Origin of the sequence: Laceyella tengchongensis (assembly GCF_900182735.1) — a bacterium.
Classification (GTDB): Bacteria; Bacillota; Bacilli; order Thermoactinomycetales; family Thermoactinomycetaceae; genus Laceyella; species Laceyella tengchongensis.
This window is the reverse complement of record NZ_FXTU01000002.1, coordinates 113,468-138,906: the sequence shown is the minus strand read 5'-3', so window position 1 is coordinate 138,906 and position 25,439 is coordinate 113,468. Positions and strand designations below refer to the sequence as shown.

The following is a 25,439-nucleotide window of genomic DNA, read 5'->3' as shown; positions in this document are numbered from 1 at the left end:
CCAATTGTTTAAAGATTTGATGGCCCGATTTGGCAAAGGGGCTGCAAAGGTGGATTTGGTACTGAACAGGAATCAATTTCAACTTGGGGATGTGGCTGAAGGGAAATTGGTGATCCAAGGCGGAACGGTCGAACAAAAAATAAACAAGATCGATGTGCGACTGATGGTTGTCATCCGCCATGATGAAACGGAATATGTTCATGCGGTTACATCGATTCCATTTTATGAATCTTTTATCATTCATCCAGGGGAATACAAAGAATTCCCCTTTCAATATCAATTGCCTTATGATCTCTTGATTTCAGGCAATTATGTGACCTACTTTTTCAACACGAAATTGGACATTGCGGGCGGTGTCGATCAAAAGGACCGGGATTACATAGAAATCCTTTGTCCCCACTCTTTACAGCAAGTATTGGATGCATTAAGCCAGTTGGGATTCAGGGAGAAACATGATTCCCGCAAGTTTAATGGTCATGTGCAGGAATTTGCACTTTTCCCCACTGACTTCTTACAAGGCAAAGCTGAAGAATTGGAATTTGTTGTGGCGATGCAACACGATGGTGTTCGGTTGTTGCTAGAATTGGATCTGTATTCTTTTGGGCATGAAAAAGAGCTGAAACGAGAGGTATTCATCCCCAATCACCTATTGGATTCTGAAGCGGAGTTGGTCAGTGAATTAAAAGGAATTCTAGAGGAAATGGTTGATTATGCGCATACCGGTTATCACCATGAGTCTCATTACGGGCACTCCCATCATGGTCATGGATACCATTCTTCGGGTATGGCTGGGGCCGTTGGGGGATTTGCTGCTGGAGTCATAGGAGCAATGGTAGTTAACGAAATGTTAGATAATGACGACAATGATGATGACGATGGAGGATTGGAAGATTTTTTTGAAGACGATGATTGATTTAACATGCGATGAATAGCCCTTAATGGGTTATTCATCGCTTTTTTGATGATCGTTCGATTTTGAACGGGTGCTTTTTAGGTATAATTACCAGATATAGGGCGAATTGAGACAGGAGGATTAGATTTGGAAGGTTATGGTGTTTTATCCTTACTTTTTTATTGTATGACTCATCATGATCTTTAGAAAAAGTAAGCCTACATATAAATACACCCTACCCAGTTTTGCTACCTTATCCTGTTCTATTTACCTTTATAGGCAATACTTTTTATTTGAGTCAATGGGTGTTGGATTGTATAACTGGAGCCATTCAAAAATGATTGCTCAGTATCTGCGATCTCATAACTTTGTTTACTTTAGTTTTGTTTGGCTAATGATCATCCTATTTATTGTGGGGATACTTGCTTGACAGAGGCACAGACAGGAAATTTGTCGATTAATCTAGAAAAATATGGGAGATGACATTTATTTCCGGGGGAATACGAGTGTACACCAAACTTTACAGCGCTAGCGTCTTAGGCATTGACGGACGATTGGTTGAAGTAGAAGTAGATATCAGTAACGGCTTGCCGTCGTTTGATATTGTCGGCTTGCCCGATTCGGCGGTGCGAGAAGCCAAAGACCGCGTCCGCGCGGCCATCAAAAACAGTGAAGCCCACTTTCCGTTGCAGCGAATCACCACGAACTTGGCACCGGCTGATGTGAAAAAAGAAGGGTCCGGTTTTGATTTGGCCATCGCCTTGGGGGTGTTGATCGCTAGCGGCCAGTTGACTGCTGATTCGCTTCAGCGCACCCTCTTTATCGGCGAACTGGCTTTGGACGGAAGCTTGCGCCCTTTAAGTGGTGTGTTGGCCATGGTGATGGCGGCCCGGGAAGCGGGAATAGAGGAAGTGGTTCTTCCAGCGGCCAATGCGGCGGAAGGAGCGTTGGTGGACGGCTTGCGGCTGGTTCCGGTTGTTTCATTGGCACAAGCAGTTGCTTATTTCCGAGGGGAGTGGCGACCCACTGGTGGCCCAACTGAGCAAATGTGCGAGGAATCCGTCTTTTCGGTCGACTTCGCCGATGTACAAGGGCAGAGCCATGTGAAACGGGCCATGGAAGTGGCGGCCGCGGGCCAACACAACTTGTTGTTAATCGGTCCGCCTGGCTCGGGCAAAACAATGTTGGCCAGAAGGATTCCCACCATTCTGCCCAAGATGAGTTTGCAAGAGTCGTTGGAAGTGACCAAGATCTGCAGCATTGCAGGATTAATCAAAGAGCGGGGACGGCTGATCACCGAACGCCCTTTTCGTTCACCTCATCACACCATCTCCACTGCTGGCTTGGTGGGCGGGGGAACTGTGCCAAAGCCGGGGGAAGTGAGTTTGGCTCATCGCGGCGTGCTGTTCCTCGATGAACTGCCAGAGTTCTCTAAAACCGTGCTGGAAGTGCTTCGCCAGCCCTTGGAAGACCGCGAAGTTACCCTTGGCCGGGCCCGCGCTGTCCTGACATTTCCTGCTGAGCTGATGCTGGTAGCGAGCATGAACCCTTGCCCGTGCGGTTACTTCGGGTACGAAGAAGACCGCTCCTGTACATGTACTCCGCATCAAGTGAGCCGCTACCGTTCTAAAATCTCCGGCCCGTTGCTGGACCGCATTGACATTCACATCGAAGTTCCCAAAGTGGATTTCAAGACATTGAGCGGCGCAGAAACAGGGGAATCCTCGACTGCCATCCGCGACCGGGTCAACCGCGCTCGCGAGCGACAAGCCCGCCGTTTCCAAGGGAAAGAACACAGCACTAACAGCACCATGAGCACGGCCGACATCCGCGAACACTGCGTCTTGGACAAAGAATCACGCCAATTGATGAAGCAAGCTTTCGACACCCTGGGCTTAAGCGCCCGTGCCCACGATCGCATTTTGAAAGTGGCGCGCACCATCGCCGACCTCGCCGGAGCGGAGCAGATCAGCGCTGCCCACATCGCCGAGGCGATCCGTTACCGGGCGCTGGATCGGAAGTTTTGGGAGTGAGGGGGAAAATCAGTTGGTATATAGAGAGATAAATGGGTGGGGGCAAGGGGCCTAAATGCCTCCCCTTTTCACAAGGAGCGGCATGGGAGCACTGGATTTTATAATAGAATCATAAAGAAACAGAGTTTGGATCACATCTTCAAGGACAAAAACGACATCGCACATTGGCTTTCATCCTTTCTAATGAAGACTGTATCAGCGGAATTAAAGGTAGAACCCATTGCTGTAATGGGAGCACATGAAGAATTGATGCAAAAGCAGTTTATCTATACTCAGTTGTTTACCGATAAGATTCAAGGTTCGCTGAGTTATGAGACGAGTTTATCTTGCAATTTATACGCCAAGGGAAATTGCGTTTATGAATCCATTGTTTCATGAGATTAAATACAAAGTTGATATAAAGTAGACCAAATATAGATGTGATATTGTTATTTTATTAAGCTCTTCCCTCTAATTTCCGGTTGACTTAATATGTTCTTGTAAGAAGAAAACCCAAACCGGAGGGTGAAAGCTTAGTTGAGTAGATTGATTGGGTTTCTGAATAGTCTTGCTAAGTCTTTGAGAAGTCGTAAAGGGTCATCGACGATAGAGTACATCGTGGTCATATCTTGTGGTATCGCCTTAGCGCTTTTACTTGACCAAGTGGCAGCTAGTGCAGAGGTACAGGGATTGCTACAACAAAAAATCATACAAGTGATCACTGGACAGAACATGGTTGTATCCTTAGATGAGGATCGTGCCGAAAATACGGAATTGGGGGAACAATCACTTGAGGAACGAAAAGATGATTTGTTTGGCAGGCCCGAGTGGATGGAAGAACTTATATCTGGTTACCAGTTCCTTGAGAAGAAAGTGGACGATGGCTTAAATGAAGCCTGGGAGACGGTAAAGGATAAATCGCTCGCATGGTTTACGGATGAAGAGAAAAGCCCCCATCAAAAGTTAAAGGACCTTCTGACTTGGCTTCATCCACTTATAATGGCTAATGAGTTGATGGAGCAGGCTAGTGGATTTGATCCACTTGGAAATTTAGCAAAATACATAACAGAACATCCTATCGATTCTGCGGTAACAGCGGGATTTATTCTCTTGTCTCTATTTCAACCTGAAATTGGGTTGGCTGGCTTGATCGGAGGGGCGGCATCTGGAAGCATGTTTGCCGGAGGTCTAAGTGGAATTGCAGGGTGGGCCGTTTTCCGTGGCATATGGCTGGCCGGGGGACGGATCGCAGGATGGATGGGAAGAGCTTTTTCGCCGTTTGCACAAAGATTAATGAATACCGGAATCTCTGGCGGGGTCGCTGCCTTTGCCGACAGTATGGTCTTTGATTGGCTTAAAGGGAAGTGGCCAAGTATCAAGAAAGCCGGAATTGCGGCGCTTGTCGGACTTACTTTTGGATTTGGTGGTGTCGTTCTTGCCCACCATGGTCAGTCCATTGTTTCCAAGATCATTAATATTCCATTATCGGCTGTGACGGTATTTGGTGACGGCACTGCATCTGCACCAAAAACAATAGAGGATACTGCTTTTGGATCATGGTTGCAGAAGTTTGCTGCTGAAGTAGGAAATGGTGCCGGTGGCAATAAAAAAGTTAAGAGAGATGATCTGGTTCCTGGAAGCCCAGAACACAAGGCTCAAAGGTGGAAGGAGTATCAAGAGAGAAATGGAGAGATGAGTTACGATCGTTGGAGTAAGCTATATGATGCTAATATGGGGAAACCGAGTAAGTCGCATCAGGTAGTCGAAAACTATATGAAAAAATTAGATTGGCCAGCGTCTACTCAGGTTTCGGAAAATACTCCTTATGGTCGTCGGTTACTGGATATAGCAAATCAAGATCTAAGAAAGGCGATTGAACATAAAACGAGTACCAAGGAAGGTAAAGAGTATTATGTTTCACTCAATGAAAGGATTAGAGAGGAAGTTGCCAAAGATCGATTTTTAGTCGAGGAAGAAGGATGGGATATTACTTGGGTATTTGAAAATGCTACCGCAAGTAAACCCCTTATTGAAGAACTTGAGAAAAGTGGTATCAACGTGATAATTGAAAATGAAAAGAAAAAGTAGGTGCACAGTGATGAGCAGAAATCAATTTTTTTCTTCAGAAGATCAATTTCAAGAATGGCTATTCTTTGCATCGGACGTACTTGAGGATTTTATCGATAAGTTTAGCAACTTAGATTTAGACTATTCGCCAGAATCGCTTATACGATTGGAGCAATGGATTTTAGATAAACATCCCTCACCACAGTCCTTTGTTGAAGGTGAAAAGGCAGAGGTTATTGACGGGATGTTACGATATGTTGGTGATGTGTATGTAAAGCAATTAAAGGGTAAATGGGATGTTGAATTAGATGACCCACAATATGTTTATTATAGTATGCCTATTGTGAAAATGGAGGGGGTTAATGCAGTATCTCCATTTTCGGAACTTGTTGCTAGCACTGATCGAAGACGAGGTGACTATATGTACAAGTTGTTTATGAATAAAAAGCGGCGAATGGAAGAAAGCGGTCTTTTATAGTAAATGAGAAGCCACATCTGCCTGTGCGGTTACATCGGGTATGACAAAGACCAATCCTGCACATGCACACCGCATAAAGTGAGCCGCTACCGCTCTAAAATCTCCGGCCCGTTGCTGGACCGCATTGACATCCACATCGAAGTCCCCAAAGTGGATTTCAAGACATTGAGTGGCGCAGAAACAGGGTAATCCTCGTCTGCCATCCGCGAACGGGTCAACCGCGCTCGCGAGCGACAAGCTCGCCGTTTCCAAGGGAAAGAACACAGCACCCACAGAACCATGAGCAGAACCATGAGCACGGCCGATATCCGCGAACTCTGAGCCTTAGACAAAGAATCACGACAATTGGCGATGCAAACAGAGTTGGACCACATCTTCAAGGACAAAACCGACATTGCACATTGGCTTACATCCTTTCTAATGCAGACGTATCACCGTAATTAAAGGTAGAACCCATTGCTGTAATGGGGAAGTTCCAAAAATGCGATGATTTACGTTTCTTTCCTTTTAATGATCTTCCGGCAAATATGATCTTTTTACTTTAGTTTTGTTTGGCAAATGATTACCCTATTTATGGGGTTTAATATTGTTGTCCTTTTCATTTTAAAATGGTGCAGTAAGGTTTTTTTATAATAAAATGTAGTAAAGGCCTTAAAACACCTTACTCGGAACACTATCCTATGCGCAGGAAGCAGATTAATACTGAAAGTTTAATGCAATTGGAGGGGGATTGAAGTCTTATTCAATTTGTTGAAAGCCTTGAAATAACTAGGTTTTTCTCATGTGATTTTATAGGGTTATCAATTAACTATGTGGAATTTAAATGCTCACCGAAAACTTAGGATATGGGATAGAGATTCGTTATCAATTAACTATGTGGAATTTAAATAATGGAACGGCGCTATTGGCGAAAAACTGGTTCGTGAGTTATCAATTAACTATGTGGAATTTAAATAGGATTTCGTCGCGTACAAACTCGTTGTCATCCAGGTTATCAATTAACTATGTGGAATTTAAATCAAGTTGATGGAAACGTCATATACCTGATGGGATTCTGGTTATCAATTAACTATGTGGAATTTAAATATTTAATGCCACATCAGATCAAGTTTAACACCTGCGTTATCAATTAACTATGTGGAATTTAAATACGATTTTGTCCCTTAACTTGCTAGCCACGTGAAATCGTTATCAATTAACTATGTGAATTTAAATGTTGAACACATTCAGCCTGTCATCGACTGGCTGGAAGGTTATCAATTAACTATGTGGAATTTAAATATGGTTCGGGCGTTGCGGGAGCTGCGGGTTGGAGTTGTTATCAATTAACTATGTGGAATTTAAATTTCCGAACCCTAATCCGATAGTAACCAGAGGAGATAGTTATCAATTAACTATGTGGAATTTAAATGTTATTCCGATCACGGCTGTTTGAGCCTGGGGGCTCGTTATCAATTAACTATGTGGAATTTAAATCAGTTTGGGCAACTTGCGTCTTGTCTGTTTGCCAGGGTTATCAATTAACTATGTGGAATATAAATTATCCAAGGGTTGAAAGATGCAAGCTATGAGCTTTGTTATCAATTAACTATGTGGAATATAAATGAGTTCGCTGAAGAAGTGTTCCGGCGCCTAGAGAGGTTATCAATTAACTATGTGGAATATAAATGCGACAACGAAAAAATGGAGCAAACCAGCGTACTGGGTTATCAATTAACTATGTGGAATATAAATAACATCGAAATGATATTGCTGAAACGGAAGCAGAAAGTTATCAATTAACTATGTGGAATATAAATACACATCTAACCGCGATTCAATTCGCTGAAGCATGGTTATCAATTAACTATGTGGAATATAAATCTTGACCGGAATGGGAAGCGACTCGTTAAAGCGAAGTTATCAATTAACTATGTGGAATATAAATTTATTGCGTTCAATGGATTGCATTTCTTTTTGTCACTCGTTATCAATTAACTATGTGGAATATAAATAACTCAGCCAGGCGAATCCGCCCCTCTTTCAACCCGTTATCAATTAACTATGTGGAATATAAATCCACAAACGCGCCGTTCACGGTGACGCGATACATAGGTTATAAATTAACTATGTGGAATATAAATACACGATCCAAGCGGCAACCAAAGGGAAAACTTACAGCGGTGGTGTTTCACCGCTGTTTTTGTGTTGGACACGAAAGTAGCTTAAATATAAACTAATGACCCACCGAAAATGCAGTAAACCTCAAGTTAGAAAAATCAGCAGATGAAAATGCAAAAAAAGTCTAGTCATATCAAGGTATTGATGAATATCCCGTTAAAAGAGGTTCACTGCAAAGTTGTTATGCAAGATAAAATAAGTTAATATATAAATTGTTCAGAGAGGAGGTAATTATGAGAATAAAATGTTCATTTACTTGCGAGGAACTTCCCCGTTCTTATCGAACGATGTTTGTAAGTTTGATTAAAAAAAGTTTGGAAACATCCAACGAAAATTATTTCAAGCAACTTTATTTTTACCAAGACAAGGCGAACAAGCGAACTAAGAACTTCACCTTTTCAGTCCGACTTAAGGATTACGAGCTAATTGAAGATCAATTTAAGGTGAACGGCCAGGTTGATTTATTTATTAGTTCACCTGATCAAGAATGGATGATTTATTTTTACAACGGACTACTGAAACTCAATCGGTTTGAATATCGCCAGTTCTGCCTTACGAAGCAGAGTGTGTACATGCTGAAAGAACCGGATGTGACCCGTACCTATTTGCTATGCAAAACCATGTCCCCCATATATATAAAAGATAAAAATGGACAAGCTCTCTCTCCCTACGATCAGTCATATGCGAATGAATTCCTTTACATATCTGATCTCACCTTGACGAATTATCGTGGAGTTGGATTGCAATCTTCCCTTCGCTTTGTGCCGATTGAGATGAAAAAAAACATTATTAAAGAACCGATCACAAAGTTTCAAGAGCAAACACAAAAGCCTTACCTACTGATAGAAGGGTATAAAGGAACTTTTCTCTTAGAGGGGCATCCTGAAGATTTAAGAGATTTGTATCAATTAGGGGTTGGTTTTCGCCGGAGTTCGGGTTGGGGCATGCTAGAGGTGATTGACCGATGAAACATATTTATTTGGATGAGTGGTTTGTCAATGCGGGCATTCTTGGATTTAAAAAAGTATTAGATCATTATGCAGAACCTTCCCAATATCAGGTTGGCCGTCATTCTATAAAATTGGACCCATCTTTATTTGAAACATTTGCCCCTCATTTTTTTGAGGTACTAATTCAAAAATATAGCAAACGTGAGCAAGACCGGATTCGTCTCGAAAAACACCTTGAATATGCCCGTAACTCTACTTATTTCTCCTCTAATGTAGAACGAATTTCACATACGATCAAGTTAACAAAAGGGAAACTGAAAAAAGCACCATTTGCTGAGGGGATACTTGAGCATGTGGATCAATTGTTAGATGGTATCAAGAAACTAAAGAAAGAACCTGATCATGGTCAGCTGAGCCTGTATGTGAGTCAATACCTAGACATCTTATCCCATCCGGATGTGCATGACTTCTTGACGATTAACTATATACGATCAGTGTTGGGGGGACTCTTCGGTCAACCGAGCTTTTTAAATCCAAGTTTCAAAGGGACAAAGCAAGACTTTATTCAAAAATTCCATGCTGATTATGTTCAACCAGTCATTGAAGAGTGTCAATTTCTAGACTGGTTGCAACTAGTGCCAAGTGTTCAATTGCTTTCTCAGTTAAAAGAAAAAAAGAAAGACAAATCGCTATCCAAGATACAGAAAGACTTGACAAAAGTAGCTATTTTTCAGGTTCAAAGTATTGGAAGAGTGATCCCTTGCTCTGTGCAATCTGAATGGATGGGGTCCATTCGCTTTGAAGAGATGATGTTTTCTCCATTGGGATTAAGTCTGAAAAACGAGAATATTAGCTGGGACTCTAAAGGAACTCCACTGATTTCCTATATGACTCGTTTATTGCTGTTTTGCTCAAGCATCGCATTTACCTATTACCAAAAAAAGATTAGTAATAGTAGGCTAACTGATCAGGAGTATGTATCTACTTATGCCTTTGTGAATTTGGATGACTCTATTCAGAACTTGGAACATGCAAATGCTCAATTTGAATATAAAAGGGATTCAGACAACCCATATTCAGAACTGGTCTATGACTTACTCTTATCAACACAGGAAGTTGCTACTTTCTCTTTACAAAATATATTCTTTGTCGAGTTATCCAATGAGGGGAAAAATAGCAAGTTGCATTATTTTCATGTTCCCAAAAAGCTGGCACGCTTTTTTAAAGATGAGGCACTGGAGATTAGAAAGATAAAGGACAAGGGTTTTAAATATCTTTTCATTGATGAAATATTAAAGCGAAATGATCCCATTCATCTGATCGCCAATCACCTACGTAATCAGATACAGCAGGAGAAACCAGCCAAAGATTGTTTAGAAGCTCTTTTGTCTAGAAGACGACTACATTGTCATTTAAGGAGTGAAGGAACCTTGCCAGACAAGAAACTAAAATTTCTATATATGGAAGGGATGAATGTTGCAAAGCGTTTTCGGGATGAAAGCAAGGAGAATCAACTACAAGGTATCTCTTATCGTTTGCTGAATGCGTGTAAAGCCGGAAACCGGCAACTATTTATGGATATATTAATGCGTATGTATATGTCCTCAAGACGCGAGATTCCCACGCTTTTTTTAAATGTATTGCATCAAAAAGACTTGGACTTCGTAGAAGTGGGTTATTCTTTCCTTTCCGGCTTGCAAGCGAAATCGGATTCAAGAGAAAAATTAGAGGAGGAAAAAGCAAATGAATAAGGGTTTGACATTAACTATGATCTTTCAAGCCAATTCATTGAACTATGGAGAAGGAATGGGAAACATTTCAGAGCTTAAAAAGTTTAGCCGAGGAAATGGTCAAATGTACACGTTTGCTTCCCGTCAAAGTTTGCGTTATGACATTGTTCGCTTAGGCCATGAATTGTTCAACTGGAACTTGCAGACGGTAAGCAATGATGAAGGAACTATTCAATTTAAAAAAGACGCGACAATTGAAGATTCGGAAGAGATGGATCTTTTTGGGTATATGAAGACTGTGAAGGGGAAAAGTGCTCTCACCAGGGAAGCCGTGGTTCGGGTTACACCAGCCATTTCGTTAGAGCCATATAAAAGCGATATGGACTTTTTAAATAACATGGGCATGGCGCAACGAATTGGCGAAAGCAATAACTTAGCGAACATCGAACAACACCATAGTCTGTATACCTATACCGTGACTATTGATTTGTCGAAGATCGGAGAAGATGGGCCAGTCTCTCTATCACCAGATGAAAAAAGCAAGCGAGTCACTCAACTGTTAACTATTTTGAATTTATTAAATCGTCGTATTCGTGGTCGCCAGGAAAATCTGTCTCCGTTGTTTATTATCGGTGGCATATATGCTGTTTGTAACCCGTTTTTCTTAGGGCGCATTCAGCTTCGTCCTGAACATACTGGCTTTGAGTTAGACACATCTCTCCTTCAAGACGGCTTAGAGAAGAAGTTTTTCGTTCATGAAATCAAGCATCATACCCATATCGGCATGGCTTCAGGTGTTTTTAACAACGAAGAGGATCTTTCTGGCATGCTACCATCTAAACAAGTGCATTCCGTTCAAGGAATGTTTGACTATTTAATTGATAAAGTCAAATCTTATTATCTGGTGGATGAATATGAAGGCACTACTAATTAAGTTATATCAAGAGACGGCAAGTTACACTAAACCGTTTGCGTATAAGGTGGGAGAAACCTATCCTCTCCCACCCTACTCGACAGTTATCGGGATGCTTCATCGATTACTAAAAGCAGATGCCTATCACGAGATGAAAGTGAGTATTCAAGGAACATATGAGGATAAATGCATAGATTATCGCAGTAGTTACCTTTACAAAGGAAAAGAATTAGGCAAATCTCCACTGAATATTCATTTGCTTTATGGCGTTCATTTGCTTCTTCATATCCATGCTGATGAGGGTTTATTAGATCAGATTGATGGCCAGTTTAAGCAAAATCAAGAGTTTCTAAGCTTAGGACGAAAAGAAGATCTTGTACGATTAGATGAAGTCAAATGGGTTGGTATAGAGCGAGAAGATGCAGATCAACACCACACCTTGTTGCATGATATCTATGTGCCTGTATATTATTTGCAAAATGAGGACACTAGTGGAATTCGCTATAACTTGAATTCCAAATACCAAGTGATAAATGGGATACGTGTGTGGGAGAAAGTACCTGTTCTCTATTTAACAGAAGGAGATCATTTGGAAGAAGAGCAATATTGGCGTGATGAAGAAGGGAATGTTGTTTATTTTCACACCCCATTGTAATGGGGTGTTTTTAAAGGCAGGGGATTGACATGTATGCGAAGTCACAACCAGTGGAAACGATTATGGAACATACACAAGCCCTATTGACTAACTATGATGTGTTACGGGAAAAGTATCCTGATCTGTTAACAGACCGGCAGCGGCTTTTGTTGAAAATTGCTGTCCAATATCATGATGCTGGTAAAGTATATTCACGGTTTCAAAATATGATCAGAAAGCAGCTAGGTCTTTCTTTGCTACCCTGTTCAGTGGATCATGATATCCCCCATAACTTTTTGTCGCCCTTGTTTGTACCTATAAAAAAATTGCGCAAAGAAGTTGGCTTGTCTGTAGAAGAGGAGCGGGTTTTACTTCAAGCAATTGCTTATCATCATGAACGGAATAAAGATATTCGGCAACTAAAGGATGCTATTCTGGAGGTGATTAATCAGGATTTACATCCAAATATGAAGGATATTCAATCCTGCCTTGATATGCCCTTACCTGAACGATTAAGTACACTGCAATTAGCAAAAGTAAACAAACAGATTGATTATCGAGATGCAAATTATCTAGATTATGTGTTAATAAAAGGATTACTTTTACGGTTGGATCATGCGGCAAGCGCTCATGAACCTATTGAACTTCATTCTTCTTATGATGTTAGTGAATATGTGAATAGTTATTTAAAGGAAAAAGAAGGTTTACGTCCTTTACAGGTTTTCACACAAGAAAATCAGGATCGAAATTTGGTTCTGATTGGGCAAACGGGGATGGGGAAAACGGAAGCTGCGCTGTTATGGCTTGGGAAAGGGAAAGGTTTTTTCACCTTGCCCCTCCGTGTAAGTTTAAATGCCTTGTATGAGCGAACCAAGGATGTCAAAAAGATAGCATACGTGGATGCAAATCAACGACCTATTGCAGGGCTTCTTCATTCAAATGCATTGGATTTTTTATTCAAAAATCAGGAAGACAGCGAAGAGAATGAACAGTCACTTCACGACCTAGAGCAATCTTATCAACAAAGTCGTCTATTATCCCGTAAATTAACGTTTTCGACGATCGATCAAATACTAACATTTCCATTCTACTTTAAAGGTCATGAAAAATGGTTAGCCACTTTATCTTATTCCAAACTTGTTATTGATGAAATTCAGGCTTACTCCCCAAGAATTGCGGCTGTGCTATTAAAAGGAATTCAACGGATTCATCAACTGGGTGGCAAATTTTTGATCATGACGGCAACTATGCCTACATTTTTCTTAGAAAAAATGAATGAAATGGGACTTTCGCTTGGAGGGGATTACCTTTATGAAACATTTACAAATGACTTAATTCGGCATCGAATCAGTGTGGAAGAAAACAGCCTATTGGATGCAGTAGAGGACATTGTGGATAAAGGAAAGCGAAAGAAAGTGCTCGTTATCTGCAATACAGTCAAACAAAGTATCAAGATGTATGAAGCTTTGAAGGATCAGGGTGTATCTTCTCATCTACTCCATTCCCAGTTTACATTAGGAGATCGTGCTGCTTTAGAGAAAAAAATCCTTACTTTTGCACCCAATGATTGTATGAGGAATCAGGAGTCAGGGATATGGATCACCACTCAAGTAGTAGAGGCATCGATTGACGTTGATTTTGATGTTCTTTATACGGAACTTTCTGTGCTAGACAGTTTGTTTCAACGTATGGGGAGATGTTATCGTAGTCGTTCCTATTCGGGTTTGGAGGCAAATGTATATGTATATACGCAGAACGTATCAGGTATTGGAGCAAATGCAGTATATCACCCTGAACTGTTTCAGTTAAGCAAAGAATTCCTTCTACCGTATCATGGGCAATTTCTTTCAGAAGAAGAGAAAGTGAATCTAGTCGCAGAAATGTACAAAACTGAGAGATTGCAACAGACTGCTTACTATAGAGAATTCGAAAAAGCTCTGAAAATATTGGAGCACCCTCCTGCCAATGAAATTGGGAGAAATGAAGCACATCAAATAATGCGTGAGGTTGACCGTGTTCAGGTGATTCCAAGGCAAAAGTGTGATGAGTTGTGGCCCCAATTTGAAAAATATGATGAATTAAAAAGATTAGAATATCAAGCTCGAAAACAAAAAGACTGGGATCGCTTGAAAAAATATAAAGTAGAAAAGAGACAAATTTATTTTGAAATTGAGCAACAAGTGATCAGTATTCCTAGGTATCTAGCTAAAAATAAGGTATCTCCTCTTCCGTCAAATATCAGGCATTTGTACATGTACGATTGCCAATATGACTTTGATTCATCAAGGGTGACTGGAAAAGGGGTTGTCTATGATGAATATGATCCCTTTTTGTGAGGTGAGGTTCATTGGATTTTGATTCATTGAAGGTGCAAGGAACGAAAGTCAATTATTACTATATCTGCAAGAGGAAGTTATGGCTGTTTTCTAAGCAGATTACCATGGAACACACATACGATCGCGTATTGCAAGGGAAAGTGCTGCATGACGAAAGTTATCAATATAAGAGAAAAGAGTTTAAGCTGGATGATTTGATTCAATTAGATTTAATAGATAGTCAATATGTCGGAGAAGTGAAGTCAAGTCGGAAAATGAATCGAGCAGATCGTATGCAACTGTTATACTATTTGTTTTATTTGAAAGAAAGGGGGATTATTCGGAAAGGAAAACTTCACTATGTGAAAGAGCGCAGAGTGGAAGAAGTGGAGTTAACGCCAGAGATAGAAAAAGAGGTCATTTTGTGCCTTGAGGATATTCAACGTATTCTTTCGAACCCATCTCCACCTAAACTTGAGAAATACCCTTACTGTACTAAATGTGCATATTACCACTTTTGTTTTGTAGGAGAGTTGGACGAATGAGATCCTTTTATGTGATAAACAGTGGGCGCTTCAAAAGACAGGACAATACAATAGTGTTTATTGATTATGAAGAGAAGAAAAAACCTTACCCATTGAGCAAATCAATGATATCCACATTTTCGCGGAAGTGGACTTTAATTCAAGCTTCTTCAACTTAATGAGTCAACATGATATTTTTGTTCACATGTATAATTATTACGGTTATTATTCAGGAAGTTATGTGCCTAGGAATAAACAGGTTTCTGGATATGTCGATGTCCAGCAGGCTGCGCATTATCTTGACGATGACAAAAGGATATATTTGGCTAGGAGATTTATAGATGGGGCAGTTCATCACATTTTGCGTAATTTGAGAAGAAAAAAAGAAAACACCGCATTGGCGATACAAAAAATCCTAGAAGAAAAGAGGATGTTGGCTCGGGTTCATCAGATTACTGAATTGATGGGAATCGAGGGGAGAATTCGCAAAATCTATTATTCGGCATTTAATGACTTATGCAAGAACCCCTTTTTTCGATTTGAAAAAAGAGAAAAACGTCCCCCTACTGATCCGATGAATGCATTGATTTCTTTTGGTAATGGGTTGCTTTATACAGATGTATTGAGAGAACTGTATAAAACAACAATAAATCCTACGATTAGTTTTTTACACCAACCAACCAGAAAGCGATATTCCTTGTGCTTGGACGTGGCAGAGATATTTAAGCCACTAATCATAGATCAATTGATTTTTTATTTGATCAATAATCGCATGTTAAAAGATACGCATTTTGATCAAGTGGAAGGTGTATGTTTTTTGAATGAGGATGGGCGGAAGTTGTTTTTATCTGAGTACGATAAAAAGATGAAGACCACTGTTAAGCATAGGAAATTGAATCGGAATGTATCGTATAAATCTTTTATTCGACATGAAGGTTATAAACTCATAAAGCATTTTATAGGCGATGAGGAATATAAGCCTCTGAAAGCGTGGTGGTAAGCTTGTTTGTCATTATCACTTATGACATTGAAGATAAGCGTGTTGCTAAGGTACACAAGATATTGAAAAAATATCTGGTTTGGACTCAAAACTCCGTGTTTGAAGGTGAAATTACAGAAGGTAAATTAAAGAAGTGTCTGGCAGAGATTAGGGGAGTAGTAAATGACCAAGTAGATTCACTGTATGTATATCAAGTAAAAAATCCGAAACAGATTCAGAAAACGGTATATGGACAGGAAAAATCCTTTGAAACCATGTTCTTATAATGGTGCAGTAAGGTTTTTTATAATAAAATGTAGTAAAGGTTTCGAGATATCTTACTCAAACTCAAACATATGCTCGGAAAGCAGATTAATATTGAAGGTTGCAATTGAGGAATTTTGAAGCCTTATTCAATTTGTTAAAAGCCTTGAAATGACTGGTTTTTACTTGTGTGATCTTATAGGTTATCAATTAACTATGTGGATTATGAAATCTTTATTTGAAACAAGACTAATGAATAGTTAACTAACTATGTGGATAAATTTATCGCAGTAAAGTTCTTTTTTTGAACAGAAGCAAAAGGCCTTAAAAAGTCTAGCTTGAGCACCAGTATCTATTCAAAAGGTAGATTAATACTAAAGGTATACTGCAAAAATAGTAAATAGAGAGTTTTATAAAATCGCTCAAAGCTTTGTGATTATTGGGCTTTTTGTTTATGTATGTATAGGGTTATCACTTAACTATGTGGAATATGAATTTGGTAGGTTAATGTCAAAATCGCAATACTGGCCCGTTATCACTTAACTATGTGGAATATGAATTTCAACACCACGTAGCGTTGCGAATGCGCAAACTGTGTTATCACTTAACTATGTGGAATATGAATTGGGTAACAGACAAGGATAAATCAGATGCTGAAGTGGGTTATCACTTAACTATGTGGAATATGAATTTGCTTCTCGCATCTTCATTCCTCCTCAGATTTTTCGTTATCACTTAACTATGTGGAATATGAATCACAAAACAAAGGAGGAAGCGAAATGCGTGTTTATGGTTATCACTTAACTATGTGGAATATGAATCTCCTAAAGTCGCTTAGAATCGAAAATAGAAGCTCTGTTATCACTTAACTATGTGGAATATGAATTATAAACATCAAGAAGAACTAGAGCGGCTAGGTTATGTGTTATCACTTAACTATGTGGAATATGAATTCGTATTCCCACTCCTCTCCGCAGTTGCTGCAAGTGGTTATCACTTAACTATGTGGAATATGAATAAAACGGCTGGATCGGCTCCTACTTATGCGGCTGCGTTATCAATTAACTATGTGGAATATGAATTTGCATGGGACAAATGGAATACGCCGTTATTGGGTTTCAGCAATAATCATCATTATGTCATATGTTCTTCGTGATCAAAAATTAAATGGAAGTAAATAGTAAGAGTAGAGATGGTCTTTTCATTGTAAAAACCATCTCACAATGTAGGAGCATGGCTATGATCCATATGGAGAAAGTAGAGTTAGAGCAATTGGATTTGCCTTTTTCCCTGAAGGAACCAGTCAAATATGCGTTAAGTATATATTTTGAGGGAGAAAAGCAAGAAAAACAGCAAAACCTGATTTCTTTTATTGAGCTTCAAGATCAGTTTCCGATATGCCTAGTAATCGAGCCTTTCTGTTTTATGGAAGAGGAGATTGAAGAAAGATGTATAGAGGAGAACATTTCGTATAAAACGATTAAGAGTAGGCATAACAAATATTATTTGATTGACGTGAATAAAGCATTTGTGAAGGAAGCGTTCACTTGGGCTTATGAATTAGGGAGTAATAATCAGTTTGTGGGATGGGCACCGTTCACAAACAGTTTTTTTGAGATGAAAGAAATCGAAACGTCAATTCTAGGATTGTTTAAAAAGAAAACCTGTATTCCTAGTGTTCAATTGTCTAAGTGTACTACATTTTTTTGGATTGGGTTTGATGTGAGATAGTTGAAATAAATCGCCCGTCTTTTCAGATGGGATTTTTGTTAACGGCAATTTACTGATGTTTTGCTTGATACCGCTACGACGTAAATGCTGAGCGGTATTTTAAATTTATATAGAAGTGATTGCATCCTAATGGAGGGGTGAGCATGAAAATATGGGAGTTAAAAGCCTCTTTGGATGAGCGTTTTGAAACATTACAGCTAGTAAATTTTGACCAAGCTTATGAAAAATACTTTAAGGAAAGATTTCATTCCATTACTCCATTAGCCGATGTCTGGGAAGATGTGAACGTATTTACATTAGAAGATGGGGAGCCGAGTGATTGCCCAATATTTTGGGGTCATTCAGCTACCCTTGTTTGTAGTGACCGAGCTTTTAATGAGTTACAAAAGTTTTTAAAGGATAAAGTAGAGGGGTTGCCGCTTATTCATCCACAGAAAGAGTATTATGCTATACATGTTATGAATGCCATTGATGCGATCGATTATCAACATGCAGTTATCAGACAATTGAGTACGGGGTTGAAGGTAGGATTTGAAAGGTATGCGTTTATTCCAGAAAAAGTTAAGAATGAACACGTTTTTCGTATTTGGTTAGATGATCGAATTGGATTGATGGTCTTTGTATCTGATGAGTTTAAAGAAGCGGTTGAGTCCAAAGGATTGGTTGGATTTCAGTTTACTGAAGTTTGGAATTCGAAAAAGCTAGTTTTTTAGATAAGCGATAACGGCTGATTCAATTTTAGATATGGTACAGAAAAGGGGATGGGTTTGTGAATATTCGTCCGAGAATGCTGATTTGTTGGAGGTACAGAGGGTAGCTCAAGTCACATGGCTACATGCCTATAAAGAAATTTATCCAGAGAAAGCGATTCTCACATTTTTATCGCAAGCGTACTCATTAGATAGGCTGAGAGACTTGCTGAGAACAGACAGTAACAAGCTTCGTCGCCTGTTTTATGTAGTTGCTACCGAAGACGGCATCGTTGGTTATGGGGAATTAGTAGAAAGAGGATTTGCTGAGTATGAATTAACTCGGATTTATCTTCTTCCAGAATTTCAAGGCAAAGGGATAGGTAAACGCTTATTGAATCAATTGATCAACGATGTATATCCTCTTCGTCAGATGTTTGCTTGGGTAGAAAAGGAGAATGGTGGTGGACGATCCTTTTATGAATCGATGCAGTTTCACGTGGAAGAAGAGATAGAAGATAACTTTTTTGGTACGGTGACCCATTTGTTGAAATATGTTCGGGAGTGGGAGTAAGAATAGAAACAGTGAAACATGGCGAAGCGGGGATTTGTCACATAGTGTATCAAGGTCAAGCGCTCGTTATGTTTTCTTTTTATTAAGGGCAAAATTTGAAGCCCTCTTTTTTTATTCCTACTGAGATTGATGGCGTCTCTGTTCAAGCGGACCCAAGTGTATATGCAAAAAAGAGCCGCCTTGTTTAAAGCGGCTCCGGCATTTTTTATTCCGGACAACCCTGTCCCGATATACTAAAAACGGCGTTAAAGACCGAAGCAGTATTAAAGTGCTTTTTCTTCCTGCTTTGTTTGTTGGATTTGTTTATAATGGCGCACAATGTTGTACGCGACAGCGCCAGCCCACAGCAAAGCGACAAAGAGATAGGCTCCATTTTGTACGGCATTGGAACTGATATCAAAGGCGCCAAATAATGTTTTGAGGTTCGTAATGATAATCAGTCCCCCAACCAACACACCGAGAATGGCGGCCGGAATCTTGCGGACCAACCAAGCAGCGATAGGAGCAGCTACTACTCCTCCCGCCATCAATGCCAATACCCATTGCCAATGAAACTGCTCCGGGCCCAATGAAATAAAAAAGCCAATTGTGGCGGCGGAGGCGATGGCAAACTCACTGGCATCTACTGAGCCAATCACTTTGCGCGGTTCAAGCTCATTGCGTGATAGCAAGACCGGCGTTGTGAGTGGGCCCCAGCCACCTCCTCCCGTAGAATCAGCAAAGCCCGCGATGAAGCCGAGCGGAACAAGTAACTTTTTACTGGGTGTGCGGTTGGTATCGGCATGGGTAATTTTCTTGGAGTCAGCAAGCAAAAATCGCAGAAGTACATAAATACCCAAAGCAAATAAGAAAACGGCGATATACGGTTTAACCACATCCCCAGGCAAGTTGCTCAAAAAACAAGCTCCGATAAAGGCACCCAGGGAACCAGGGAGAATCAGGCGATAAACGGTTTGCTTATCCACGTTTCCAAAACGGATGTGAGATACGCCTGAAGCGGCAGTAGTGACGACTTCAGCCATGTGAACAGAAGCAGAAGCAATCGCTGGAGAAACGCCGAATAGAAGTAAAAGCGAACTGGAAGTGACGCCATATGCCATCCCTAAGGAGCCGTCCACCAATTGGGCGAAAAGCCCGATGATGGCGAAAATGATAAGCCGTTGCATAAAGATCCTCCTTTAACGGACAATATCCATCTAATTACTCAGAATTAGATCATAAGATGTTAGAGCGAATTCATTCCAACAGACATCCCGATAGCAAGTATGATTGGGAAAATTGCGACACAAAAAATCATCTCAAGATGCCGTGTCATGCGATCGCCCTATGCATAAGGTATCGCTTGCTACATAAGCATGCTTTTCGATAAGCAACTCCACTATGTCGAGTCAATTGGTCGAGATATGATCCTGCTAAATCAATCTATTCATCCAGCACCAAAAAATTACTTAAAGCATAAAACATACTTAATTGATATGAATTATTTGATTTAAAATAATCATATCCATCCGTTAACCGCCTGTCAAGAATGAGATTGAAAAGTGAAATCTTGCTTATTGCTTTATTGGCATCCTTTATTCAGCGGCGCACAGAAAAGGATGGGAGAGTATCCCATCCTTCTTTCAACTCGGCACCGCGTTGCGGGGGGTGGATTCGTTTCGTCTTCTTAATTTGCGGCCCGGTGCACGTGCCTAAGCTGTGATTATTTTACAGGAATCCAGATTTCTGAGTAATAGTCTGGCTTGTAGGGATCGTCATCGTCGTACACTTTGAGTTCGGGTGTGCCGGCCAGTTTAACCAAAACCATTTTCTCATTCGCTTCACGCGGTGGCGAGGCGCTCCTCGAGAAAAGGTTTTTCAGCCGCTTCTTCCCCACTAGACACACCCTAGAAAACATTGTAGTTGCGGGCGGGTGAGGTCAGAGTCAAAGCTGAATGCGAGGATCTGCGATTGTTCGACCTCTTACATCATAGCACGTTGTATCCCCGGCGAATCGATCTCTGCCAGCCTGTAGGCATGACCGAAAGTGTGTGTATCAATGATAGATTTATTTAGAATGATTATTAGGTAATTTTAAATTGTAAGTTATATTTGTTATTATTTAATTGTAGTATGATTATTTGTTTGTTCGTGGAAGTAACTGGTTGCATGTCTGTTTTTAGGGTGTCATTAGCTGGCATGTTTGCAAGTCCAAACAAATGAATCTAAAGGTGGGTGTTTCCATGACGAAGCTGTACTTGGCGATGGAAAAGGATCTACTGGTGGTGGATGTGCAAGGGGAACGAATCACAACCAAGCAAACGTTGCAGGGAATGCAACCGATTTGTGTGACATTCGATCCTTTTCGGCGGGAGCGTGTGTACTGCGGCACCTTTGGTCGGGGACTGTGGCGTAGTGATGATGGGGGCGAGACGTGGGAGCCTTGCGGTTCACCTGGCCTCTACACGGAACCGCTGATGGGTCGGGGGATTAATCAGGCCATTGTGACGGCGGTCGCAGTCAGCCCCGTTCAACAGGCTAACGGTTACGGTGTGGTGTTTGTGGGAACCGAACCGACCGCTTTGTACCGCTCTGACGACGGCGGGGACAACTGGACGGAACTGGAAAATGTCCGCCTGTTGCCATCGGCGGCCACTTGGAGCTTCCCACCACGCCCCCATACCAGTCACATCCGCTGGATCACGCCAGATATCAAAGAGGGGGAAAAAATCTATGTTTCCATCGAGGCTGGCGCTTTCATTCGCAGTCTGGACGGCGGCCAAACATGGGAAGATCGGAAGTTTCGCGGGCCTTTGGACACGCATACCTTGCTGACTCATCCAATGGCTCCGGGCCGGCTGTATGCCGCGGCGGGTGACGGATTGTTTGAAGTGGGGCGCGAATACCTGGAGAGTAAGGACGCCGGTCTGACTTGGGAGAGCAAGGCCGAAGGGCTTAAGCATCATTATCTTTACGGTATGGCAGTGGACCCGGGAAATCCAGACGTGATTATCGTATCGGCCTCGGTTCATGCGATGGAGGCTCATCATCTGCACCAAGTTACACCGGAATCCACCATCTACCGTAAAGAAGGAAATCAGCCGTGGCAGGAAGTGAGGGAGGGGCTTCCACCGACGGAAGGCATGGTGATTCCCATTCTTGCGGCTAATCAAGATGAGCCAGGCGTTTTTTACGCTTTGACCAATCAGGGATTGTATCGCTCGGCGGATACTGGTTTGACATGGCGGCGTTTGGACATCGACTGGAAAGAGGAGTATGAGCGGCAGCATCCGCACGCGTTGGCGGTGAGAGGATGAGGCAGTCATTTTCAGCACATCAACGCGATCTGTGAAGTTGGCCTAGATAACACTGGATCAAATAAGGAAGGCAGGTACCAATGAGGCTGCCCTATCTGGGAGGCAGCCTCATTTTATTTGCAAATAAGAATACAAGTAAATAAGCGGCTTTTATTTAGTGGCAACAGTTGACACAACGGCGAGACCAAACTAAAATATCATTTGAGATCGAGAATCGTTATCAACAATTACAAGGGTGAAAATCGGAGATTGTGCTAAGAGTTCGCCGCATGACTGATTGCAACACATCAGGTGTTGTCTTTCAAGTCAGGGCGATTGGAGGGAGAAAATGTCCAGGCTTTTTACTGAGAATTTAAGAATAGCCTATGGAAGCCAAGATATCGTCAACAATTTGAACTTAACCATTCCAGATGGGAAAATCACTGCGATCATCGGACCGAATGGGTGTGGCAAATCGACTGTGTTGAAGACCATGGCGCGCATTCTTTCCGCAAAATCAGGAGCAGTGTTTCTGGACGGCAAAGATATTACGATGGAAAAAACGAAAAAGATTGCGCAAAAGATGGCGATATTGCCTCAGTCGCCGGACGCCCCGGAAGGGCTTACTGTGGCCGAACTCGTTTCTTATGGAAGGTTTCCATACCAAAAGGGGATGGGCAGGCTACAAGAAGCCGACTGGAAAGTAATTAATTGGGCTATGGAGATCACCGGCGTTTCCCACTTTAAGGACAGAGCGGTGGATGCCCTGTCGGGCGGGCAGAGACAGCGGGCGTGGATCGCTATGGCGCTAGTCCAGGAAACCGATATCATTCTACTTGATGAACCGACAACGTATCTTGACTTGTCGCATCAACTGGAGATATTGGAGCTACTCAAACATTTGAACGAAAAGGAAAAGCGCACCATTGTGATGGTGATCCATGATCTCAACCATGCGGCCCGTTTCGCGGATCACATCGTGGCTATGAAAGCGGGGGAATTGGTTAAAGAAGGGACAGCGGAGGAGATCATCACTCCCGAAATCCTTCAGCGCGTTTTTAACATCGATGTTGAAGTTGGCTTAGACCCGCGGACGAAAAAGCCGATGTGCCTCACATATGATTTGATCGATCGGTCTCATGTCGCAGTGATTGATTGATGTGAGGGAGCTTGGAGGAACAGCTTTTTTTTTGAGGAATGATCGAGAATGATTTTTATTATTAAAACAAATTGGAGATGAGGGAAAAATGCGCATACATAAAAAACGAATGCTTTTCAGCATGATAATGATGGTTATGGCGGTCTTACTGGCCGCGTGTGGGGGCAACGCAGGTCAATCGACCACGGATTCCACATCACAAACCAGAACGTACCGTTCTGAACAAGGGGATATTAAAGTCCCTGCGAAACCGCAGAGAGTAGCTGTGCTGGCTGCGACTTATGCAGGAAACTTGCTGAAACTTGGCATCAAGCCAATCGCTGTCAATGAATGGCCGAAAGGAAACAAATTTTATGAAGGTCAGTTGGATGATGTGGAAGTGGTCACCGAAGATTCCGTGGAGAAGCTCTTGGCGTTAAATCCCGATTTGATCATTACCTACTCCAACGATAAAAATCTTAAAAAATATGCTCAAATCGCTCCAACGGTCGCGTTTACTTACGAAAAATACGACTATCTGCAACAGCATATCGAGATCGGCAAGCTGGTGGGTAAAGAAAAGGAAGCCAGAGAGTGGGTCGCACAGTGGCAAGAGAAGGCAAAAGCGGAGCGCAAAAAGGTTCAAGCAGCTATCGGTGAAAATGCCACCGCCACCGTGTTGGAAACGTTCGGCAAAGACATGTATGTGTATGGAAAAAACTGGGGTCGCGGGACAGAAGTCATCTATCAGGCGCTTGGCTTGAAACCGACCAAAAAGTTGGAACAGGATGTGTTCGGGCCTGGGTATAAAGCGATTTCCAAAGAGGTGATTCCACAATACGCAGGCGACTACCTCTTTGTTGGCCAAGGGGATGATTCAGCAGACAACTCGTTTATGCAAACCGATGTTTGGAAAGGCATTCCTGCTGTGCAGAAGAACCAGGTGATTCTCTTCGACTCCAAATCTTTTTATTTCAATGATCCGATTTCGCTTGAAAAAGAGATGGAGTTCATTGTTGACTCCCTGACGAAAAGAAAATGACTTCAAAGTCGGATAAAGGATTCATGCCCATGATGTTTAGCAAAAACAAACGGATGCAAGCAGGAGACGCCGCTTTTTCCCGACCGGTAATCGGGGCTACGGTCCTAGTGTCTGGCATCGCTCTCCTCATGCTCAGCATGGCGTTTGCCATTTCGGTCGGGGCGGCCGACATTGACTTTTTCACCGTGTGGCGATCGATATTTGACTATGATTCAACGAGAGAGGCGGATCAAATCATTGTCAGCCTCAGGTTGCCTCGCGAGCTGGCAGCAGCGGCCGTGGGGGCGGCCTTGGCGGTCAGCGGCTCTATCATGCAGGGAATGACCAGGAATCCTCTCGCCGACTCCGGTTTGCTCGGTTTAAACGCCGGTGCCAGTCTGGCCCTAGCGTGTGTCTTTGCTTTTTACCCGAGTGCCACCTATTTATCGGTCATGATCGTTTCCTTTATCGGTGCCGGGATCGGGGCTGCGATGGTGTTTGGCTTGGGTTCTTTGAAACGAGGGGGCTTAACGCCCCTTCGTATCACATTGGCGGGGGCTGCCGTTACAGCTTTATTGTCAGCGATTGCGGAAGGCATTGCACTCTATTACAAGCTGTCCCAAGAACTCACTTTCTGGACGGCCGGAGGGGTGTCAGGGACAAACTGGGTTCAACTGAGATGGCTGTTGCCCGTCGTCGGCGTCGGCATCGTGATCGCCATCATGTTTTCAAAAGGGTTGACGGTGTTAAGCTTTGGTGAAGAAATAGCCAAAGGGTTAGGACAGCGCACGTTATTGACGAAAACTGTCCTTATGTGTGTCGTGCTCATCCTGGCCGGGGCAGCCGTTTCCATCGCCGGGGCCATTGCTTTTGTCGGTTTGATGGTGCCTCATATGGTCCGCTTTTTGGTGGGGACAGATTACCGGTGGATTATCCCCTGTTCGGCCATCTTTGGGGGTGTGTTGATGGTGCTAGCCGATACGGCGGCGAGACTGGTCAATGCACCATATGAGACTCCAGTAGGAGCCATCGTTTCCATGGTTGGCGTGCCTTTCTTTCTTTATCTCGCGCGAAGAGGAGGGAGGAAGTGAAC

At 42.1% G+C, this 25,439-nt stretch carries 22 protein-coding genes and 2 CRISPR repeat arrays; of the genes, 20 read left to right on the top strand and 2 right to left on the bottom strand.

Translation table 11 applies throughout. The annotated features are described in order from the left end of the window. Positions 1 to 4: 4 nt before the first annotated feature. From QQZ12_RS04145 to QQZ12_RS04070, 16 genes are all read left to right on the top strand, one after another. Positions 5 to 913, top strand: coding sequence for a sporulation protein (locus QQZ12_RS04145; protein ID WP_102992785.1), 909 nt, complete (start codon positions 5 to 7; stop codon positions 911 to 913). A gap of 485 nt (positions 914 to 1,398) precedes the next feature. Continuing rightward, the gene (locus QQZ12_RS04140; RefSeq protein ID WP_284724027.1) at positions 1,399 to 2,925 is read left to right on the top strand and encodes a YifB family Mg chelatase-like AAA ATPase; all 1,527 of its coding nucleotides are present in this window, start codon (positions 1,399 to 1,401) and stop codon (positions 2,923 to 2,925) included. Positions 2,926 to 3,441: 516 nt separating this feature from the next. Then, on the top strand, positions 3,442 to 4,992 hold the full coding sequence (locus tag QQZ12_RS04135) for a hypothetical protein (protein WP_102992782.1): 1,551 nt from the start codon (positions 3,442 to 3,444) through the stop codon (positions 4,990 to 4,992). 10 nt (positions 4,993 to 5,002) lie between these two features. Then, entirely contained in the window at positions 5,003 to 5,449 is a 447-nt protein-coding gene (locus tag QQZ12_RS04130; protein ID WP_102992781.1) for a hypothetical protein, read from the top strand. A gap of 3 nt (positions 5,450 to 5,452) precedes the next feature. Then, complete coding sequence (locus tag QQZ12_RS04125) at positions 5,453 to 5,638, top strand: ATP-binding protein (RefSeq protein WP_284724026.1); 186 nt, start codon at positions 5,453 to 5,455, stop codon at positions 5,636 to 5,638. Between the two features lie 607 nt (positions 5,639 to 6,245). Further along, positions 6,246 to 7,572: direct repeats of the CRISPR family, unit length 29 nt; unit sequence GTTATCAATTAACTATGTGGAATTTAAAT. A gap of 270 nt (positions 7,573 to 7,842) precedes the next feature. After that, positions 7,843 to 8,577: a CRISPR-associated endoribonuclease Cas6 gene (gene cas6, locus QQZ12_RS04120; RefSeq protein ID WP_102992779.1), complete on the top strand. Its 735-nt coding sequence runs from the start codon at positions 7,843 to 7,845 to the stop codon at positions 8,575 to 8,577. Next, entirely contained in the window at positions 8,574 to 10,310 is a 1,737-nt protein-coding gene (gene cas8a1 / locus QQZ12_RS04115) for a type I-B CRISPR-associated protein Cas8b1/Cst1 (protein ID WP_284724025.1), read from the top strand. Before cas6 ends, cas8a1 begins: the two co-directional genes overlap by 4 nt. Continuing rightward, a complete protein-coding gene (gene cas7i / locus QQZ12_RS04110; RefSeq protein ID WP_102992777.1) occupies positions 10,303 to 11,223 on the top strand; it encodes a type I-B CRISPR-associated protein Cas7/Cst2/DevR in 921 nt (306 codons plus the stop codon). The genes cas8a1 and cas7i overlap by 8 nt, the downstream gene beginning before the upstream one ends. Further along, positions 11,204 to 11,857 carry a type I-B CRISPR-associated protein Cas5b gene (gene cas5b, locus QQZ12_RS04105; RefSeq protein WP_102992776.1) on the top strand — a complete coding sequence of 218 codons (654 nt, stop codon included), beginning with the start codon at positions 11,204 to 11,206 and terminating at the stop codon, positions 11,855 to 11,857. The genes cas7i and cas5b overlap by 20 nt, the downstream gene beginning before the upstream one ends. 29 nt (positions 11,858 to 11,886) lie before the next feature. After that, complete coding sequence (gene cas3 / locus QQZ12_RS04100; protein WP_284724024.1) at positions 11,887 to 14,172, top strand: CRISPR-associated helicase Cas3'; 2,286 nt, start codon at positions 11,887 to 11,889, stop codon at positions 14,170 to 14,172. Between the two features lie 11 nt (positions 14,173 to 14,183). Continuing rightward, positions 14,184 to 14,696, top strand: a complete 513-nt coding sequence (cas4, locus tag QQZ12_RS04095) for a CRISPR-associated protein Cas4 (RefSeq protein ID WP_102992774.1) — start codon at positions 14,184 to 14,186, stop codon at positions 14,694 to 14,696. A gap of 127 nt (positions 14,697 to 14,823) precedes the next feature. Then, positions 14,824 to 15,675, top strand: a complete 852-nt coding sequence (gene cas1b, locus QQZ12_RS04090; RefSeq protein WP_284724023.1) for a type I-B CRISPR-associated endonuclease Cas1b — start codon at positions 14,824 to 14,826, stop codon at positions 15,673 to 15,675. Between the two features lie 2 nt (positions 15,676 to 15,677). After that, on the top strand, positions 15,678 to 15,941 hold the full coding sequence (gene cas2 / locus QQZ12_RS04085; protein ID WP_102992772.1) for a CRISPR-associated endonuclease Cas2: 264 nt from the start codon (positions 15,678 to 15,680) through the stop codon (positions 15,939 to 15,941). A 444-nt stretch (positions 15,942 to 16,385) separates the two neighbouring features. After that, positions 16,386 to 17,000: a CRISPR direct-repeat array (repeat unit 29 nt; unit sequence GTTATCACTTAACTATGTGGAATATGAAT). Between the two features lie 157 nt (positions 17,001 to 17,157). After that, positions 17,158 to 17,649: a hypothetical protein gene (locus tag QQZ12_RS04080; RefSeq protein ID WP_284724022.1), complete on the top strand. Its 492-nt coding sequence runs from the start codon at positions 17,158 to 17,160 to the stop codon at positions 17,647 to 17,649. A gap of 143 nt (positions 17,650 to 17,792) precedes the next feature. Then, entirely contained in the window at positions 17,793 to 18,362 is a 570-nt protein-coding gene (locus tag QQZ12_RS04075; RefSeq protein ID WP_284724021.1) for an imm11 family protein, read from the top strand. Between the two features lie 85 nt (positions 18,363 to 18,447). Continuing rightward, positions 18,448 to 18,912, top strand: coding sequence for a GNAT family N-acetyltransferase (locus QQZ12_RS04070; RefSeq protein WP_228503103.1), 465 nt, complete (start codon positions 18,448 to 18,450; stop codon positions 18,910 to 18,912). A gap of 263 nt (positions 18,913 to 19,175) precedes the next feature. Here QQZ12_RS04070 and QQZ12_RS04065 read toward each other — a convergent pair whose 3' ends face one another. Together QQZ12_RS04065 and QQZ12_RS04060 are read right to left on the bottom strand one after the other, a co-directional pair. Beyond that, positions 19,176 to 20,078, bottom strand: a complete 903-nt coding sequence (locus QQZ12_RS04065) for a sulfite exporter TauE/SafE family protein (protein WP_102992768.1) — start codon at positions 20,076 to 20,078, stop codon at positions 19,176 to 19,178. A 536-nt stretch (positions 20,079 to 20,614) separates the two neighbouring features. Then, positions 20,615 to 20,788 (bottom strand): hypothetical protein, encoded by a 174-nt coding sequence (locus QQZ12_RS04060; protein WP_223247948.1) that lies wholly within the window; start codon positions 20,786 to 20,788, stop codon positions 20,615 to 20,617. A 346-nt stretch (positions 20,789 to 21,134) separates the two neighbouring features. Here QQZ12_RS04060 and QQZ12_RS04055 point away from each other — a divergent pair, with 346 nt between their 5' ends. From QQZ12_RS04055 to QQZ12_RS04040, 4 genes are all read left to right on the top strand, one after another. Continuing rightward, positions 21,135 to 22,208 carry a WD40/YVTN/BNR-like repeat-containing protein gene (locus QQZ12_RS04055; RefSeq protein WP_284724020.1) on the top strand — a complete coding sequence of 358 codons (1,074 nt, stop codon included), beginning with the start codon at positions 21,135 to 21,137 and terminating at the stop codon, positions 22,206 to 22,208. A gap of 328 nt (positions 22,209 to 22,536) precedes the next feature. Next, positions 22,537 to 23,346, top strand: coding sequence for an ABC transporter ATP-binding protein (locus QQZ12_RS04050; RefSeq protein WP_102992766.1), 810 nt, complete (start codon positions 22,537 to 22,539; stop codon positions 23,344 to 23,346). Between the two features lie 88 nt (positions 23,347 to 23,434). Continuing rightward, positions 23,435 to 24,367, top strand: a complete 933-nt coding sequence (locus tag QQZ12_RS04045; RefSeq protein WP_189318851.1) for an iron-hydroxamate ABC transporter substrate-binding protein — start codon at positions 23,435 to 23,437, stop codon at positions 24,365 to 24,367. Positions 24,368 to 24,396: 29 nt separating this feature from the next. Next, on the top strand, positions 24,397 to 25,437 hold the full coding sequence (locus QQZ12_RS04040) for a FecCD family ABC transporter permease (RefSeq protein WP_431606295.1): 1,041 nt from the start codon (positions 24,397 to 24,399) through the stop codon (positions 25,435 to 25,437). Positions 25,438 to 25,439: the final 2 nt, after the last annotated feature.

Coding starts and splice junctions, on each gene's coding strand:
- QQZ12_RS04045 (WP_189318851.1), top strand. CDS start 23,435: ATGCGCATACATAAAAAACGAATGCTTTTCAGCATGATAATGATGGTT.
- cas6 (WP_102992779.1), top strand. CDS start 7,843: ATGAGAATAAAATGTTCATTTACTTGCGAGGAACTTCCCCGTTCTTAT.
- QQZ12_RS04040 (WP_431606295.1), top strand. CDS start 24,397: ATGATGTTTAGCAAAAACAAACGGATGCAAGCAGGAGACGCCGCTTTT.
- cas3 (WP_284724024.1), top strand. CDS start 11,887: ATGTATGCGAAGTCACAACCAGTGGAAACGATTATGGAACATACACAA.
- cas7i (WP_102992777.1), top strand. CDS start 10,303: ATGAATAAGGGTTTGACATTAACTATGATCTTTCAAGCCAATTCATTG.
- QQZ12_RS04050 (WP_102992766.1), top strand. CDS start 22,537: ATGTCCAGGCTTTTTACTGAGAATTTAAGAATAGCCTATGGAAGCCAA.
- QQZ12_RS04080 (WP_284724022.1), top strand. CDS start 17,158: ATGATCCATATGGAGAAAGTAGAGTTAGAGCAATTGGATTTGCCTTTT.
- QQZ12_RS04125 (WP_284724026.1), top strand. CDS start 5,453: ATGAGAAGCCACATCTGCCTGTGCGGTTACATCGGGTATGACAAAGAC.
- cas5b (WP_102992776.1), top strand. CDS start 11,204: ATGAAGGCACTACTAATTAAGTTATATCAAGAGACGGCAAGTTACACT.
- cas8a1 (WP_284724025.1), top strand. CDS start 8,574: ATGAAACATATTTATTTGGATGAGTGGTTTGTCAATGCGGGCATTCTT.
- QQZ12_RS04065 (WP_102992768.1), bottom strand. CDS start 20,078: ATGCAACGGCTTATCATTTTCGCCATCATCGGGCTTTTCGCCCAATTG.
- QQZ12_RS04055 (WP_284724020.1), top strand. CDS start 21,135: ATGACGAAGCTGTACTTGGCGATGGAAAAGGATCTACTGGTGGTGGAT.
- QQZ12_RS04130 (WP_102992781.1), top strand. CDS start 5,003: ATGAGCAGAAATCAATTTTTTTCTTCAGAAGATCAATTTCAAGAATGG.
- QQZ12_RS04075 (WP_284724021.1), top strand. CDS start 17,793: ATGAAAATATGGGAGTTAAAAGCCTCTTTGGATGAGCGTTTTGAAACA.